The 15,953-nt window shown below is 59.0% G+C and carries 16 protein-coding genes, 1 tRNA gene and 1 pseudogene; 10 read left to right on the top strand and 8 right to left on the bottom strand.

Features of this window, described 5'->3' with window-relative positions; genetic code table 11:
• Both U5J94_RS03030 and U5J94_RS03025 read right to left on the bottom strand, forming a co-directional pair.
• Entirely contained in the window at positions 1-819 is an 819-nt protein-coding gene (locus tag U5J94_RS03030; RefSeq protein WP_322564159.1) for an amidohydrolase family protein, read from the bottom strand.
• Between the two features lie 426 nt (positions 820-1,245).
• A tRNA-Arg gene (locus tag U5J94_RS03025) sits at positions 1,246-1,322 on the bottom strand.
• 237 nt (positions 1,323-1,559) lie between these two features.
• Between U5J94_RS03025 and U5J94_RS03020 the strand changes: the two genes are divergently transcribed.
• Positions 1,560-2,030 (top strand): c-type cytochrome, encoded by a 471-nt coding sequence (locus U5J94_RS03020; protein WP_322564158.1) that lies wholly within the window; start codon positions 1,560-1,562, stop codon positions 2,028-2,030.
• A 392-nt stretch (positions 2,031-2,422) separates the two neighbouring features.
• On the opposite strand, the gene rep is transcribed toward U5J94_RS03020, so the two are convergent.
• Positions 2,423-4,444, bottom strand: a complete 2,022-nt coding sequence (rep, locus tag U5J94_RS03015) for a DNA helicase Rep (RefSeq protein WP_322564157.1) — start codon at positions 4,442-4,444, stop codon at positions 2,423-2,425.
• A 362-nt stretch (positions 4,445-4,806) separates the two neighbouring features.
• Between rep and U5J94_RS03005 the strand changes: the two are divergent.
• A pseudogene (locus U5J94_RS03005) lies at positions 4,807-6,151 on the top strand (KamA family radical SAM protein); the annotation flags it as partial.
• A gap of 151 nt (positions 6,152-6,302) precedes the next feature.
• On the opposite strand, the gene U5J94_RS03000 reads toward U5J94_RS03005, so the two are convergent.
• A complete protein-coding gene (locus U5J94_RS03000) occupies positions 6,303-6,515 on the bottom strand; it encodes a YbaK/EbsC family protein (RefSeq protein WP_322566461.1) in 213 nt (70 codons plus the stop codon).
• Positions 6,412-6,774, bottom strand: a complete 363-nt coding sequence (locus tag U5J94_RS02995; RefSeq protein WP_322564154.1) for a hypothetical protein — start codon at positions 6,772-6,774, stop codon at positions 6,412-6,414. The genes U5J94_RS03000 and U5J94_RS02995 overlap by 104 nt, the downstream gene beginning before the upstream one ends.
• A 336-nt stretch (positions 6,775-7,110) precedes the next feature.
• Between U5J94_RS02995 and U5J94_RS02990 the strand changes: the two genes are divergently transcribed.
• Positions 7,111-7,881, top strand: coding sequence for an alpha/beta hydrolase (locus U5J94_RS02990; RefSeq protein ID WP_322564153.1), 771 nt, complete (start codon positions 7,111-7,113; stop codon positions 7,879-7,881).
• 141 nt (positions 7,882-8,022) lie between these two features.
• Here the strand turns inward: U5J94_RS02990 and U5J94_RS02985 are convergent, their stop codons facing one another.
• Positions 8,023-9,561: a YifB family Mg chelatase-like AAA ATPase gene (locus U5J94_RS02985; protein ID WP_322563618.1), complete on the bottom strand. Its 1,539-nt coding sequence runs from the start codon at positions 9,559-9,561 to the stop codon at positions 8,023-8,025.
• 217 nt (positions 9,562-9,778) lie between these two features.
• The gene (locus U5J94_RS02980) at positions 9,779-10,048 is read right to left on the bottom strand and encodes an accessory factor UbiK family protein (RefSeq protein ID WP_322563619.1); all 270 of its coding nucleotides are present in this window, start codon (positions 10,046-10,048) and stop codon (positions 9,779-9,781) included.
• 105 nt (positions 10,049-10,153) lie between these two features.
• Between U5J94_RS02980 and U5J94_RS02975 the strand changes: the two genes are divergently transcribed.
• The 4 genes from U5J94_RS02975 (at position 10,154) to U5J94_RS02960 (ending at position 13,478) form a co-directional block, all read left to right on the top strand.
• Positions 10,154-10,804 carry a TorF family putative porin gene (locus U5J94_RS02975; protein ID WP_322563620.1) on the top strand — a complete coding sequence of 217 codons (651 nt, stop codon included), beginning with the start codon at positions 10,154-10,156 and terminating at the stop codon, positions 10,802-10,804.
• 310 nt (positions 10,805-11,114) lie between these two features.
• Positions 11,115-11,771, top strand: coding sequence for a TorF family putative porin (locus U5J94_RS02970; RefSeq protein WP_322563621.1), 657 nt, complete (start codon positions 11,115-11,117; stop codon positions 11,769-11,771).
• A gap of 70 nt (positions 11,772-11,841) precedes the next feature.
• Complete coding sequence (locus tag U5J94_RS02965; protein WP_322563622.1) at positions 11,842-12,180, top strand: P-II family nitrogen regulator; 339 nt, start codon at positions 11,842-11,844, stop codon at positions 12,178-12,180.
• A 20-nt stretch (positions 12,181-12,200) separates the two neighbouring features.
• On the top strand, positions 12,201-13,478 hold the full coding sequence (locus U5J94_RS02960) for an ammonium transporter (protein WP_322563623.1): 1,278 nt from the start codon (positions 12,201-12,203) through the stop codon (positions 13,476-13,478).
• Positions 13,479-13,750: 272 nt separating this feature from the next.
• Here the strand turns inward: U5J94_RS02960 and U5J94_RS02955 are convergent, their stop codons facing one another.
• Positions 13,751-13,987 (bottom strand): CDGSH iron-sulfur domain-containing protein, encoded by a 237-nt coding sequence (locus tag U5J94_RS02955; RefSeq protein WP_416224183.1) that lies wholly within the window; start codon positions 13,985-13,987, stop codon positions 13,751-13,753.
• A gap of 109 nt (positions 13,988-14,096) precedes the next feature.
• Between U5J94_RS02955 and U5J94_RS02950 the strand changes: the two genes are divergently transcribed.
• From U5J94_RS02950 to U5J94_RS02940, 3 genes are read left to right on the top strand one after another with little or no spacing between them, the layout of a single operon-like run.
• Positions 14,097-14,693 (top strand): ABC transporter ATP-binding protein, encoded by a 597-nt coding sequence (locus tag U5J94_RS02950; protein WP_322564151.1) that lies wholly within the window; start codon positions 14,097-14,099, stop codon positions 14,691-14,693.
• The gene (locus U5J94_RS02945) at positions 14,690-15,493 is read left to right on the top strand and encodes an ABC transporter permease (RefSeq protein ID WP_322564150.1); all 804 of its coding nucleotides are present in this window, start codon (positions 14,690-14,692) and stop codon (positions 15,491-15,493) included. Before U5J94_RS02950 ends, U5J94_RS02945 begins: the two co-directional genes overlap by 4 nt.
• Positions 15,490-15,951: a DUF4124 domain-containing protein gene (locus U5J94_RS02940; protein ID WP_322564149.1), complete on the top strand. Its 462-nt coding sequence runs from the start codon at positions 15,490-15,492 to the stop codon at positions 15,949-15,951. The genes U5J94_RS02945 and U5J94_RS02940 overlap by 4 nt, the downstream gene beginning before the upstream one ends.
• Positions 15,952-15,953 lie beyond the last annotated feature (2 nt).

Here is a 15,953-nt window from a genome sequence, read left to right as displayed (position 1 = left end):
TCAGTTCGCTTTTGAGGGCAGCAGGATGCTTCTTGCGTTGTGATAAGCCAGCTGTTTCGCAACATCCGGCGGCAATTGTTCAAGCCAGCTGCGAATCGTTCGGGTTGTATCGCCGTATTTGTGCCATTGTTCGCTGCTGAAAGTATCCACCCCGACCAGAAACCTGTCCGGAAAACGAATCAATAATTCGTACCACGCTTCATCCAGCTTGCCATCCGGGGCAATTCGCTCATTGCGTACCGATAGATCGATATACAGATTCGGATAACGGTTCAGATAATCCGCCAGCAGATCCGGATAGGGATAGGCGCCGGCATGGGCCCAGATAACACTGACCCCGGTCCCAATCTCATAAATGGTATCGATGACGGCCGGGTCGGTGTGCATCAGCAGCGGTAATCCTTGCTGCATGGCCAGTTGCACCAGTTGGCGTAAAACCGGGCTATGGCGATTTTCAGCAAAGATATGCAGTTCGCCAATCCCGCGCCAATTGCCGGATTCCAGCTGGCTGGCAACCCGGGCCGGCACGCTCGTGTCCCGATGCCAGTTCTGTTTGTCGGCGAACTGTTCATAGACCCCGAGAAACGGGATGATCCGATCCGGCGCTCGCTCGTACAGCGTTTGCACCAGTTGAGGAGGGCGGCTGGTGACCAGGGCACGGCTGATATGGTTACGCTGCAGTATCCGGATAATCGCCTGCGGGGTGAATTCTTGCGCATGGTTTTCGTTATAGTGCAGATGCGCGTCGAACAGGGGTAACTCCGCATTGACGACGGACGTGAACGGGAAAACAAGCAGCAATAGCGCGGTACGGAGCATGGCTGAAAGAATAGCATCCCCGGCGGTCCGAAAATGCAAAAGGGTCTTCCCAAGGAAGACCCTTTTGCATTTTATGGCGCGCCCGACAGGATTATTCGCCGCACAGCGGCTCACCCCTTCGGGGCCGCCGTTGCTGACGCGCCGGCGTTCTGCGCAACCTCCGGTTGCTTGTCGAACCTGTTTCACAGGTTCTCATCCTGTGGGCGAAAAGCAAAAAGCCCATACTACATAGTATGGGCTTTTATTTATTTGGCGCGCCCGACAGGATTATTCGCCGCACAGCGGCTCACCCCTTCGGGGCCGCCGTTGCTGACGCGCCGGCGTTCTGCGCAACCTCCGGTTGCTTGTCGAACCTGTTTCACAGGTTCTCATCCTGTGGGCGTAAAGCAAAAAGCCCATACTATGTAGTATGGGCTTTTATTTATTTGGCGCGCCCGACAGGATTCGAACCTGTGACCTTCGGTGTCGGAGACCGATACTCTATCCAGCTGAGCTACGGGCGCGTTATCTGTATAACCCAGTGAAACTCTTGGTTTTTTGGGTAAGGACAGCGCGTAGCTTAACGTTCCCGCGGGTTTTCGTCCACACGGGAATCAGACAGGTTCGGGGGCGGTGGTGGCGCGGGTGCTTTACGATTATAATCGGCGCAAAATTTGACATCGGTCGGGCGCGTTGCAGGCGCCGGCCACAGGCTAGCTAACGTAGAGGGGAGCAACGTGGACCAAAAAGACACGGATTTTATGAAGGTTTTTGTGGGGATTCTGATTGGCCTGCTGGTATTCATGGTGCTGGCCATCATCGGCGCCAATGCCATCAGCGGCAAGGATTCCGTGGATGTCCAGAATGATCCGCGGGTGCAGGCGGCCATCGAGGAGCGGATCGCGCCCATCGGCCAGGTGAACACGGCCGAGGTCAAGCAGGAAACCGCTGGCGGCGGGGGCGGGGCTGACGGCAAGTCAGTCTATGATTCGGCCTGTATGGCCTGCCACGCTACCGGTGCGGCCGGCGCGCCGATACTGGGTAACAAGGGGGCCTGGGCGGATCGTATCGCCAAGGGTAACGACACCCTGTTCGACCACGCCATCAACGGCTTCAAGGGCATGCCGCCCAAAGGCGGTAACGCCGGCCTGAGCGACGAGGAAGTCAAGGCCGCCGTGGAATATATGGTCGCGAAAGCAAATAGGCCTGCGGCTGTGACGAGGGACGAGTGACGAGGGACGAGGCAAAGAAAAAGTCGGGCGATGCCCGGCTTTTTCTTATTACTTCCTCGTCCCTCGTCCCTCGTCACATCCAGCATGCTGCGCATGCTGGATCTGGGAGGGGCTTTTCGCCGCGACCTTGCGAATCCCAACAGGGTCGCTGATGCGTCGCTCTCGGCAGTCGCTTCGACCCTCCCTGGTCTCTCGCGACACTTGTACTTCCTGTACATCGTCCTGCCTCACGCGACATTATCGCCAGGGATGGCGTGTATCCCGAGCTCTGTCAGGAACAGAGCCGGGGTAGTACGTCCTTGTACGTCAATCGCCTCCCACCATTTCAGGCAAAAGCCTGCTCAACTACCCTCAGCACTCAGCACTCAGCACTCAGCACTCAGCACTCAGCACTATCCATCGCTCCCTGTCAGCATGCTGCGCAGGTTGGCCAGATGGGCCTGGCCGCGCTCCTGGCGCTCCTCGGGATCCATCTGTACCCCTTCGCCGGACCATTTGAGATCCTCGTCCGGTAACTCGTCGATGAAGCGGCTCGGGCTGCATTCCTGCATCTCGCCGTGGCGCTTGCGCTGGTTGGCGTAGGTCAGGGTCAGGGTTTTCTGGGCGCGGGTGATGCCGACATAGGCGAGGCGGCGCTCTTCTTCGAGGTTTTCTTCCTCGATACTGCTGCGATGCGGCAGCAACATCTCTTCCATGCCGACCAGGTAGACATGGGGAAACTCCAGCCCCTTGGCGGCATGCAGGGTCATCAGGTGGACCCGGTTGCCGCGCTCGTCTTCCTCGTTGCGATCCAGGGTGTCGAGCAGGGTCAGTTTGGCCACCAGTTCGTTGAGTGAGGCGTCCGGATTGGCTTTGGCCAGGCGCTCGATCCAGTTGGCCAGCTCGTTGACGTTTTCCAGCTTGCGCTCGGCGATGATCTCGTCGCGACTGTTATCCAGCAGATAGCGCTCGTAATCGATATCGACGATCAGCCGTTTGACCACCGAGGCGGGTGCGTCACCTTCCGCCTGATGTTGCAGATCCAGGATCCAGTGACAGAAACGCTGCAGCTTTTCGGCAGCCCGCTCACTGAGCACCTGGCTCAGGCCAAACTCCATGGCGGACACAAACAGGCTGTGGCCGCGGCCCATGGCATATTCGGTCAGTTTCTCCAGCGTGGCGGGGCCGAGCTCGCGGCGCGGAGTGTTGATAATCCGGCGAAAGGCGTTGTCGTCGTCCGGATTGGTGATCAGCTTGAGATAGGACATGATGTCCTTGATCTCGGTATAGGCGAAAAACGAGGTGCCGCCGCTCAGGTAATAGGGAATATCGTGTTCGCGCAGGGCCTGTTCGAACAGCCGGGACTGGTGATTGCCGCGATAGAGAATCGCGTAATCGGCATACTGGGTGCGCTGCACGAACATGTGATGCATGATCTCCGAGATCACCTGTTCCGCCTCGTGCTGATCGTGGCGGGTACAAATCACCCGGATCGGATCGCCGTAACCCAGCTCACTCCATAATCGTTTTTCGAAGACATGCGGGTTGCTGGCGATCAGCCGGTTGGCGGCCTTGAGGATACAGCCGGTGGAACGGTAATTCTGCTCCAGTTTGATCACCTTCAGTCTGGGATAGTCCTGTTGCAACAGCGACAGGTTCTCCGGCTGGGCGCCGCGCCAGGCATAGATGGACTGATCGTCATCGCCCACCACGGTCAGGTTGCCGCGCACACCGCACAATTGCTTGACCAGTTCGTACTGGGTGGAGTTGGTGTCCTGGTATTCATCCACCAGCAGGTGACGAATCCGGTTTTGCCAGCGTTCGAGAATCTCCGGGTGTTCGCGAAACAGGATCACCGGCAGCATGATCAGATCGTCGAAGTCGACCGCGTTGTAGGTCTTCAGATAATGACGATACTGTTCGTACAGCAGGGCCGCGGCGGTTTTATTCGCATCCCCGTCGGCCAGTTGCAGAGCCTGTTCGGGCAGAACGAACTCGCTTTTCCAGCGCGAAATCTGCCACAGCATGCGCTCGGCCTGGCCGCCGTCATCGCCGAAGGAACGTTTCATCAACTCCTTGAGCAGGTGCGTGCTGTCGGCACTGTCGTAGATGGAAAAACCGGATTTGAACTCCAGCGCCTTGTATTCGCGACGCAGAATATCCAGCCCCAGGGTATGGAAGGTGGAGACCCGCAGCCCCTTGCCGGCGTCGCCGCGCAGCAGCTTGCCGACCCGCTCTTTCATCTCCCGTGCCGCCTTGTTGGTAAAGGTGACCGCGGCGATGTGCCGGGCGTCGATGGCGCACTCCTGGATCAGGTAGGCGATCTTGTGGGTGATGACCCGGGTCTTGCCGCTGCCGGCCCCGGCCAGCACCAGGCACGGCCCGTCGATGTGGCGCACGGCCTGGTTTTGTCGGGGATTGAGAATCGTGGACATGAACGACTTGATGACTCCTGCTAAGGCGGATCATTGTAGTAGGCGCAGGTGCGCTGCAGGTCGATATTGACATTCGAGCCGCGGATGGCGCAGCGTCGCCGGCATCGGCGTTAAGAGCCAAGTTATTGTTTAATAAGGGATTGTTATGCCAGGGTCGGTCGTTGTTCCAGCCAGATCGCACGATGTTACTATGTGAACAGACTGTATTACATATAGTCAGCCTGTCTGTCGGCTGGCCGCATCTCGCCGGCATCACAATCTGTCATTCGTCCTCTTTGTCAGCCCTGCCCCGCGGGGCTGCTTCGTGTCATGGGCGACGACGCAGATTAACTTGGATCTGGAGTAATGCGATGACCCGCGTAATGCCATTGCTCAAACAGCAGGAGTTTGCCGAAGAGCGCATTCGAGCCGACGTCCGCTTTCAGGTGTATACCGAGCGACATCTGGACAGGATCGCGCCGTTGAGACAGCTTGAGCGAGACCAGCAGCGCTTTGAAATGCGCGTGGTCGCCAGCGTGCTGCCGTTTCGCGTCAACCAGTATGTCATTGATGAACTCATCGACTGGAACAACATCCCGAACGACCCGATGTTCCAGCTCACCTTCCCGCAGCGTGGCATGCTCGCTGAAGCCGACTTCGAGCGCATGGCCGAAGCGTTGCGCAGCGAAGATAAGGCCACGATTCAGGCCGTGGCCAGCGACATTCGCGCCGGGCTCAATCCCCATCCGGCCGGCCAGCAGCTGCTCAATGTCCCGCAGACTGGACGCGCAGACCCTGGACGGCATTCAGCACAAGTATCGTGAGACCATCCTGTTTTTCCCCAGCCAGGGCCAGGTCTGCCATAGCTATTGTTCCTTCTGCTTCCGCTGGGCCCAGTTTATCGGCGACAAGGCGCTGCGCTTCTCCGCCAAAGAAGCCGACCATCTGCATGCCTATCTGAAACAGCACCCGAACATCAGCGATCTGCTGATCACCGGCGGCGATCCCATGGTGATGAAAACCCAGCATCTGGTGAACTATCTCGAGCCGCTGATGCAGCCGCAGTTCGAGCACATCCAGACCATTCGTATCGGCACCAAGTCACTGACCTTCTGGCCGCAACGTTATGTTACCGACGAGGATGCCGACGCACTGCTGGATTTGCTGTCACGGCTGACCCGGGCGGGGAAACACGTCGCCCTGATGGCTCATTTCAATCACCGGCGGGAAATGGATACCGATATTGCGCGCGAAGCGATCCACCGGATCCGCGAAACCGGCGCGGTGATCCGCACCCAGGCACCGCTGTTACGTCACATCAACGACGATTCGCAGATCTGGGCCGATATGTGGCGCGAGCAGGTCCGGCTGGGACTGGTGCCCTATTATCTGTTCGTCGAACGCGATACCGGGGCGAAGCAGTACTTCGAAGTCCCGCTGGCCCGTGCCTGGGAGATCTACCGCGAGGCCATGCAGCAGGTCTCCGGCCTCGGGCGCACCGCCCGCGGGCCTTCCATGAGCGCCGGTCCCGGCAAGGTGGAGATCCAGGGAGTGAGCGAGATCCACGGCGAGAAAGTGTTCGTCCTGCGCTTCATCCAGGCCCGCAACCCCGACTGGGTCCAGCGCCCCTTCTTCGCGCAGTATGATGAAAATGCCACCTGGCTCGATCAGCTCAAGCCGGCCTTCGGCGAGGAGAAATTCTTCTTCGAGGACGAATACCAGGCCATGCTCTCAGGCGAAATCAGTCCTCAGGGTCGTCTGACCACCCGGCCCGAAGGGCCGGGGAGTGCCGAGGGACGAGGTACGAGTGACGAGGAAATAATTTCTCCATGCCAGTTTTATTAATGCCTCGTCACTCGGCCCTCGTAACTCGTCCCTGTTAGTTGGGATGACTGAAGTGCCCGTGCCGGGCGCCGTGCATCATGTAGCGAAAATCATCACCGGACACGTGGACCAGTTCGGCGTGATCGCCGGCTTCGAAGTAGACGTCAGGGAAGGCTTCCAGGGTTTCGTCCACGGCGGCCTCGTAACCGAAGGCCTCGGCGACGGGCGGGACCGCGCCTTTGGAGCAGTCGTCGAACAGTCTGGCGATCTCCTTTTCGCTTGCCAGGCTCAGCTTGCGGTGCAGATCGCGGTTGAGTTCGCTCCAGGTCCAGCTTGTGCGAGGCGGGGATCACCGCGACCAGATAGCCCTGTTCGTCTTTCAATACCACCGGTTTGGCAATCTGGCGGCCCGGAATGTGGGCCATGGCCGCGGTGCGCAGGCTGCCGGTGACAAAGGCGTGATGCAGCAGCTCGTAATCGACGCTTTTCCATTCCAGGTATTCGAGTAACCTTAAAGACATGGTCATGATGAATCCTCCTGATCATCAGTGCATTGATAGAAGAGACTGATTGCTCCGGTTTTGCAGGCGTGGCGCGGGAGCAAACCGGAATGTCGCAAAAAACGCGTCAGGCTCTGTATAACTATAGTCGACAATCGCCGGCTGCAAAGCGGTTATAGGCATGATAAAACTGGTTACACAAATGCCAATAAAAACGATTCAGTATGCCGAGTGAAGAACTGCGTTATCTCACCGCCGCCGACGGGGTGCGGCTGGGCTACAAACGGGTCAGCCAGGGGCCGCAGGCACCGACCCTGGTGATGCTGCACGGGTTAGCGAGCAATCACAGCCGCTGGAGCGAGTTTGTCGCCAATACCGAATCTGCGCCGCGACTGGAACCTGCTGCGCCCGGATCTGCGCGGCCACAGCTATTCGATGACCCGCAAGACCTATCACCGCGAGCACTGGTGCGAGGATCTGGCCGCGGTCCTGCGGCAGGAAGGAGCGCACAACGCGGTCATTCTCGGTCACAGTCTCGGCGCCCAGATCGCCATGGACTTCGCGCTGCGTTACCCGGCATTGTGCGGCGGGCTGATTCTGCTGGATCCGGTTTTCCCCGAACTGCTGCATGGGCGGCTGGGCAAGGCGCGCCGTTTTCGACCGTTGTTGTGGCTGATCGTCAGGTTATTACGCCTGGGGTACGCGCTGGGCCTGGGCAAGCGGGAATTTCCGATTCGCGATCTGTACGCGCTGGATGTCAAAACCCGCGAGCTGCTCAAGCAGACCTCGGCTTCGGAGATCGCCCGCCTGTATACCAACCCGCGGGTGGACCTGGAGTTCATCCCGCTGGCCAACTATCTGCAGGATGTGCTGGAGGTGGTACGCCCGCTACCCGACTATGCCCGGATCACCCAGCCGGTGTGGGTGCTGCTCTCCACCGGGACCACCCTGACGGATCACCGCGCGCTGGAGGAGAGGATCGCCCGCATTCCCCACAGCGATATCGTGCCGGTGCACTGCAACCACTGGCCCATGACCGAAAAGCCCGAAGAGGTGCGCGAGATCATCGAGACTACCTGCCGCCAGTGGCAGGCGCAAGTCCCTGCAGCGGGAGTCGATAACCTGCAGCTTTAACCGGCGATCCGAATATCCGCAGCGGTGCGAGGCGCCCTGCCTTTCAGAACCGTCGGCCGTGCAGGGAGGTATTCACAACATCTTCTGGCAGGGACGGACAGCTCGCAAAGTTTACTCTGTTCGGGGATGCGGAACTTTCATTTAGTATCGCCCGGGTTCGGTGGCCTGGAGGAGGGGGCGATCCAGCCGCCGATAGGCGATCGCCTCGCTGATGTGGGCGTCGGTGATCTGTTCGGCACCGGCCAGATCGGCGATGGTGCGTGCCAGTTTCAGCACCCGGTGATAGGCTCGCGCCGACAGACCGAGACGGGCGATCGCCGTTTGCAGTAACCGCGCCGGCGCCTCGTCCAGCCGGCAGATCGCTTCCAGGCGGGGGTTATCGAGCTGGGCGTTGGCGACGCCGCTGCGCGCCAGCTGCACCGCCCGGGCCGCCTCGACCCGCCGGCGTACCGTGGCGCTGTCCTCTTCACGGTTGCCGCTCTCCTGATGGATCACTTCCAGCGAGACACTGGGAACCTCGACGTGCATGTCGATCCGATCCAGCAAGGGCCCCGAGAGTTTGGCGCGATAGCGGGCGACCTGATCCGGAGTACAGCGGCAACGTCCGCTGGCATCACCGTAATAACCGCACGGGCAGGGATTCATGGCGGCGATCAGCTGAAAACGGGCCGGAAAGTCGGCCTGGCGGGTCGCCCGGGAGATAGTGATCATGCCACTCTCCAGCGGCTCGCGCAGCACCTCCAGCACCCGGCGATCGAACTCGGGCAGCTCGTCCAGAAACATCACTCCGTGATGGGCCAGGGAGATTTCGCCCGGCCGCGGGTGACTGCCGCCGCCCACCAGGGCCACCGCTGAAGCGGTGTGATGGGGTGCGCGAAACGGGCGCACCTTCCAGCGGGCGCAATCGAAGCCCTGATGGCTGATGGATTGGACCGCGGCGCTCTCCATCGCCTCCTCGTCACTCATGGTCGGCAGGATGCCTGGCAGGCGCCGGGCCAGCATCGACTTGCCGGTCCCGGGTGGGCCGACCAGCAACAGGCTGTGGCCGCCGGCGGCGGCGATCTCCAGCGCCCGGCGGGCCTGATGCTGGGCGCGAACCTCGGCCAGATCCGGTTCGCGTTCGGGGGCGTGTGCGCTGATGGGGGACTGCTCGGGCAGGGCGAGCCGTTGCTGTCCCACCAGATGGGCGCAGACCTCGCTCAGGTGGGCGGCCGCCAGGACCTCGGCCTCCTGGATCAGGGTGGCCTCGGCCAGATTCTCCGCCGGCAGGATCAGACAGCGCTGGGCCCGGCGGCTGTGGATGCTGGCGGGCAGGGCGCCGCGTACCGGGCGCAGGGCGCCGCCGAGGGCCAGTTCGCCGAGAAACTCATAGCGGGCGAGCGCGTCGACCGGCAGCTGTCCGGAGGCGGCCAGGATGCCCAGAGCGATGGCGAGATCGAAGCGGCCGCCCTCCTTGGGCAGATCGGCGGGAGCCAGATTGACCGTGATGCGCCGGGCGGGGTACTCGAAGCGGCTGTTCAGCAACGCGGCCCGCACCCGGTCCTTGCTCTCCTTCACCTCGGTCTCAGGCAACCCCACGATAGACAGACCGGGCAGGCCGTTGGAGAGATGGGTTTCCACGCTGACCAGCGGGGCGTCGACGCCACACTGGGCGCGGGTGTAGACCACTGCGAGATTCATGACAGTTTCCCTTGTCTGTGGCACAGGCCGGGAGCGGCCTGCCGGATTCCATTGTCGTGTTTCGATTTTTATACGAACTGCCGGCCGATGCAACCGCCTGGCAGGGAATCTCACCATCAGGGCACGAAGACACCAAGAAAATCATAATCCTCTGGATAAGCCAGGTACCTTGATGCCGATTTACCTTCTTTTTCCTGGTGTCTTCGTGCCCTGGTGGTTAATTTTGTTCAGTTGGAGGTGATTGCTGCTGAAGGGCCTGCTCGAGGGCGGCGACCTGCTGCTCCAGGGCCTCGAGTTTGCTGCGGGTACGCAGCAGCACCTCGCTCTGGATGTCGAACTCTTCACGGGTTACGAGATCCATCTGGGAGAGGGTACGCTGCAGGGCGGCGCGCATCTGTTGATCGGCCTCCTGCTTCATCTCCTGCAAACCCTGGGGCAGGGCGTTCATGATACGGTCGACCAGTTGTTCGATATCCGGAGTCTGCATTGGGGCTCGCCTGTGCGGGATAGTGAATGAGACTATCATTATAATAGTTCAGTCCGGCGGGTAAACGCGCGGCCAGCTAAATAATGACAATTCGGGAGAGAGATTATGAAACATCTTGCAAGCATCCTGCTGCTGGCCGCGGGCCTGCCGGCGACCGCCTCGGGCCAGGGCGAACTGACCGGTAATCTGGGCGTTACATCCAACTACATCTGGCGAGGCGTGACCCAGACCGATGACGATGCGTCGGTGCAGGGCGGTATCGACTATACTCACGAGACCAATCTCTATGCCGGCGTCTGGACTTCCAATTACGGTAATGGCAATGGCTATGAACTGGATTTGTACGGCGGTTATCGCGGGACCGTCTCGGAAATACCCTTTGATGCCGGTATCATCATGTATCAGTACCCGGTTGCCAATACGGGTGATGATGCGACCGAAATCTACGGCCGTTTTGATTTTCATCTGCTCACCGCGACGGCGGCATTTACTATCGACAAAGACGGGACCTCTCAGGACAACGATCTCTATCTGAGTATCAGCAGTGACGTGGATCTGGGTGAGGATCGGTCTCTGACACTGCTGTTGGGGATGTATGAATTTGATGACCCTGCCCTGGAAGATTACAAACACTTTCATGCCGCGTTGAAAAAGGACGAGTTTGTCTTTGCCCTGGACAAGAATGATCTGGATGTCGGGAATGACCTTGATGAAATGCGTGTCTCGGTCTCCTGGCAGCGGAACTTTGATCTCTGAATGACAGCAGGGAAAAGTTAACCACCGGTAAGCCGGATCAATGTGTTCGGTATAGTCGGGGGCACTTTTATCCGGCGGCACTTCAACCGGTAAACTTGCTGGCTATACGGCTTGTCTTGTCTTTTCGCACCGCAATGGTGCGACCACCCGCCCCATGATCGCTTTCTGCGCACAAACAGAGTGCGTCGCCAATCGAGTATTTCTGCAAGTCTCTGTTTTTAATAACAAATTAAACTTGGCACGCCCTTCGCAATACCCTGTACAGCAATCACTTTCTTTTAACACTCTCAACTGTATGGGGATGAGATAAATGAAAAACGTTAAAGTATTACTCGTAGGTTCCGCCCTGGCTGCATCAACAGTCGCGAGCCCAATGGTGATGGCGGAGACCTCCGTATCTGCCAATGTGGGTTATACCTCGGACTACTTTTTCCGTGGTGTTTACCAGGCTGAATCTTCCGCCTCGGCAGGACTGGATGTTGAGTTCGGTCCAGGATTCTATGCGGGCACCTGGCTGGCCGACGTGAATGACGGCGTGGAGTATGACTTGTATGCCGGTTATGCCGGTGAGTACCAGGGTTTTAGCTATGACCTGGGCTATGTCACCTATAACTACTCCGACGACTGGGATGATACCTATTCTGAAGTTGCGGCCAGTCTTGGTTATGGACCGATCAGCGTGGCTTACGCTGTCGGTGAATGGGACGGTTTTGGTACACCGGCTGATTACACTTTCCTGAGCGTGAGCGCCGAATACAAGGGTGCCTATATCACCTTTGGTTCCTGGGGTGATGAGTTCGAAGGTGACTATACCGAGCTGGGCTACAGCAAAACGGTCAGCGACGTTGATTACAGCGTTGCTCTGATCAACAACGATAAGAACCTCGATCTGCGCTCAAGCGCCAGTGACGGTTCTGTCGGCGAAACGGCCCTGACTTTCAGCATCGGTTACGCATGGGATCTGTAAGTACCGGACTTCGGATCAGTTCAATACAACTGTCCACCTTCGGGTGGGCGTCTATTAAGGAGGCAAGACCATGAAAATGGTTATGGCAATCATCAAGCCCTTCAAGCTGGATGATGTGCGCGAAGCGCTTTCCGAGATCGGGGTACAGGGTATTACCGTGACGGAAGTGAAAGGCTTCGGCCGTCAGAAAGGGCATACCGAGTTGTATCGCGGGGCGGAATACGTCGTGGACTTTCTGCCCAAGGTGAAGATCGAGGCTGCAGTCGATGATGGTCTGGTGGACCAGGTCATCGAAGGCATTTCCAAGGCCGCCAATTCCGGCAAGATCGGTGATGGCAAGATCTTCGTTTCTGAAATTGAACAGACAGTTCGTATCCGTACCGGTGAAACCGGCGCAGATGCGCTGTAAGACTAGAGGAGAGGCTTGAAATGGAAAACCAAATTTTCCAATTGCAGTATGCCATCGATACCTTCTACTTCCTGGTCTGTGGTGCGCTGGTTATGTGGATGGCCGCCGGGTTCTCGATGCTCGAGGCCGGTCTGGTGCGTTCCAAGAACACCACGGAAATATTGACCAAGAATGTATCGTTGTTCGCAATTTCATGCACTATGTACATGATTTGCGGTTATGCCATTATGTATGGCGGCGGCTGGTTCCTGTCGGGTATCGCCGGTGGTGAGACACTGGTTGCGGATGCACTGAGTTCCTCTGCCGAGAACGGGTTTGACGGTGGTTCAGTTTATGCCGCGCCGTCGGACTTTTTCTTCCAGGTGGTGTTCGTGGCCACCGCCATGTCGATTGTTTCCGGCGCGGTAGCTGAACGCATGAAGCTGTGGGCGTTTATGCTGTTTGCCGTGGTCATGACAGGTTTCATCTATCCGATGGAAGGTCTGTGGACCTGGGGCGGGGGCGATGTGTTCGGCATGTACAACCTGGGTGATCTCGGCTTCGCCGACTTCGCCGGTTCCGGGATTGTGCACATGGCCGGTGCGGCGGCGGCATTGGCCGGGGTGCTGGTGCTCGGTCCGCGTAAGGGCAAGTACACCGCCGATGGCAAGATCAACGCCATCCCCGGTGCCAACCTGCCGCTGGCCACCCTGGGAACTTTCATCCTGTGGATGGGCTGGTTCGGATTCAATGGCGGTTCCGTGTTGAAGCTGGGTGATATGGCCAGTGCCAATGATGTGGCCATGGTGTTCCTGAACACCAATGCCGCCGCGGCCGGTGGCGTGATCGCCGCGCTGATTGTCGCACGCATGCTGTTCGGCAAGGCCGATCTGACCATGGCGCTCAACGGTGCACTGGCCGGTCTGGTGGCCATTACCGCCGGTCCGGATACCCCGACGCCGTTACTGGCGACAATCATCGGTGGTATCGGTGGTGCCCTGGTGGTGTTCTCCATCGTGACCCTGGACAAGCTGAAGATCGACGATCCGGTCGGTGCCATCTCGGTCCACGGTGTGGTCGGTATCTGGGGACTGTTGGCGGTACCGATTACCGGTAGTGCAACACTCTCCGGCCAGATCATCGGTGCTCTGACGATCTTCGTCTGGGTCTTTGCCGTCAGCCTGATCGTCTGGCTGGTGATCAAGGCCATCATGGGGGTTCGGGTCAGCGAAGAGCAGGAATACGAAGGGCTGGATCTCGCCGAATGCGGCATGGAAGCCTATCCCGAGTTCACCGGCACACGGGGTTCCGGCAGATAAACCTCACGGCAGGAAGCCAAAACCAAAAGGGCGCCCTCGGGCGCCCTTTTTTTATTCTCTTTTCAGAAGCTCAGGAAGAAACGCAGAGGACGCGGAGGCGCAGAGGCGCGGAGAAGAAAAATATATTTGTTCCACAGTCGGCGTAGCGTCGCTTTATTCCAACGAAACCTTAAATTTAATATGAATAAAATTTTTACTCTGCGGCTCTGCGCCTCCGCGAACTCCGCGTTACTTACACGCATCAAGAGAAATGAACCAGGCCTGATAGCCTGTTAAAGTTTCTCGTGTGTCCCGTCGCAGTAGGGTTTGTCGCCGGTGTGTTTGCAGCCGCACAGGTGAACGGTCTTTTTCTCGTCGAGGGTGAATTTGACCGGCGCGAAGTCGGTATCCTTGTGCGAGCCGTCGCAAAACGGTTGATTGGCGGAGCGGCCGCAGGCGCACCAGAAATAGTCGCCGGGCTCGAGTTCCACGGCATAGGGGCCTTTTTGAGCAATAACCGGTTCGGACATGGGCTTCTCCTTGTCGTTATAATTGCTATGCATCATAACAATGCTGCGGCAAAATAAAACAACCAATGGTTCAGGGGGCTTTATCGGTGTCGGGTGTGGGGAAACAGGATTGAGTGAACTGGGGATCGAGGCGCTGCAGGTGCAGCAGGTGACACTCGATGTGACGATCGGCGAGTCCGAGATCGTCTGTCTGGGGGGGCCTTCCGGCAGCGGCAAGAGTCTGTTACTGCGGGCCATTGCCGATCTGATTCCTCACCGGGGCCGGGTGCGGCTGGGCGAGCGCTGGTGTGATGCCATGCCGGCGCATGAATGGCGCCGCCGGGTGACCCTGCTGCCGGCCGAATCGCAGTGGTGGCGGGATCGGGTCGGGGATCATTTTTCCGAGGTCGAACCCGACTGGTTCGAGCAACTCGGTTTTTCCATGCAGGTGCTCGACTGGGAGCTGGCCCGTTGTTCCACCGGTGAAAAGCAGCGTCTTTCCATACTGCGCCTGTTGTGCCAGCGGCCACAGGCGTTACTGCTGGATGAGCCCACGGCCAGCCTGGATCCGGACAGCGTCAGCCGGGTCGAAAATCTGTTAACGCAGTACGTGCGCAGCAACCGGGTGCCGGCCCTCTGGGTCAGTCATGATCAGGCGCAACAGCAGCGTATCGCCCGGCGCCGGCTGCTAATTCACGCCGAACGGGTGGTGGAGGAGCGCCTGTGAGTATTATCAGTCTGACACCGCTGGATCTGGGACTGGCCGCGTTGCTGGTGGTCGCGCTGGCCGGGATATCGCTGTGGCTGAAGCTGGGGGTGACGCAACGACTGCTGATTGCCGCCCTGCGCACGACGCTGCAGCTGTTGCTGGTCGGCCTGATTCTCAAGGTGTTGTTCGAGAACGTTACCTTGCTGTGGGTGACACTGATCGCCTCGGTCATGGTGCTGATCGCCGGACGCGAGGTGATGGCGCGACAGCAGCGGCCGTTTCGCGGCAGCTGGGGCTATGCGCTGGGTACCCTGTCGATGTTTGTTTCGGCCTTTGCCACCACGCTGTTTGCATTGCTGATTATTATCAATAACGATCCCTGGTATCAGCCCCAGTATTCGATTCCCTTGCTCGGCATGATGCTGGGCAATACCATGACCGGCGTGGCCCTGTCGCTGGATCGCCTGACCAACAATGCCTGGCAGCAACGCGCGGTGATCGAAACCCGCCTGGCGCTGGGGCAGCGCTGGCAGGATGCCTTGCGCGAAACGATTCGTGAAAGCGTACGGGTCGGATTGATTCCGATCATCAATGCGATGGCGGCAGCGGGTATTGTCAGCCTGCCGGGCATGATGACTGGACAGATCCTGTCCGGAACAGCGCCGGTGGAGGCGGTCAAATATCAGATCCTGATCATGTTCATGATCGCCGCCGGCACCGGCTTTGCGATCCTGATCGCCAGTTGGATGGGAGCACGGCGATTGTTCGATGAGCGGCAGCGATTGCGGCTGGATCGTCTGAGGGAGGCAAAACAATGAAATGGAATATTCAACAGCTTGTCAGTGGCCTGTTACTCGCCAGCCTGCTGAGCGTATCCATGGCGGCCGAAGTCTATAAATGGACCGACGAACAGGGACGGGTGCATTACGGCGATCGCCCACCTGAGGAGGGTGCCAGCTCCGTGGATGTGGACCCCGGCCCCGCCAGCGGCAGCCCGATACCCGGTGACGCCGAGCGACGCGAAAAAACCCGTCGCCTGTTACGCGCCTATGAAGAAGAGCGACGTGTCAAACAACAGCGGGAACAACGCCAGGAAGCCGAAGCCGCCGAACGGCACAAGCGTTGCGCCTGGGCCCGGGATCGACTGCGCCGCTATAAGCAGGCCGGTCGGCTGTACGACCTGGATGAAGCGGGTAACCGACGGATACTCGCTGACAGCCAGCGCCAGCAGGCCGAAGCGCAGGCTGCCCGGGACGTCGAGAAATGGTGTGATTAATC

The sequence above is a fragment of the Thiohalophilus sp. genome (genome assembly GCF_034522235.1).
GTDB lineage: Bacteria > Pseudomonadota > Gammaproteobacteria > UBA6429 > Thiohalophilaceae > Thiohalophilus.
This window is presented reverse-complemented; position numbering and strand designations above follow the sequence as displayed.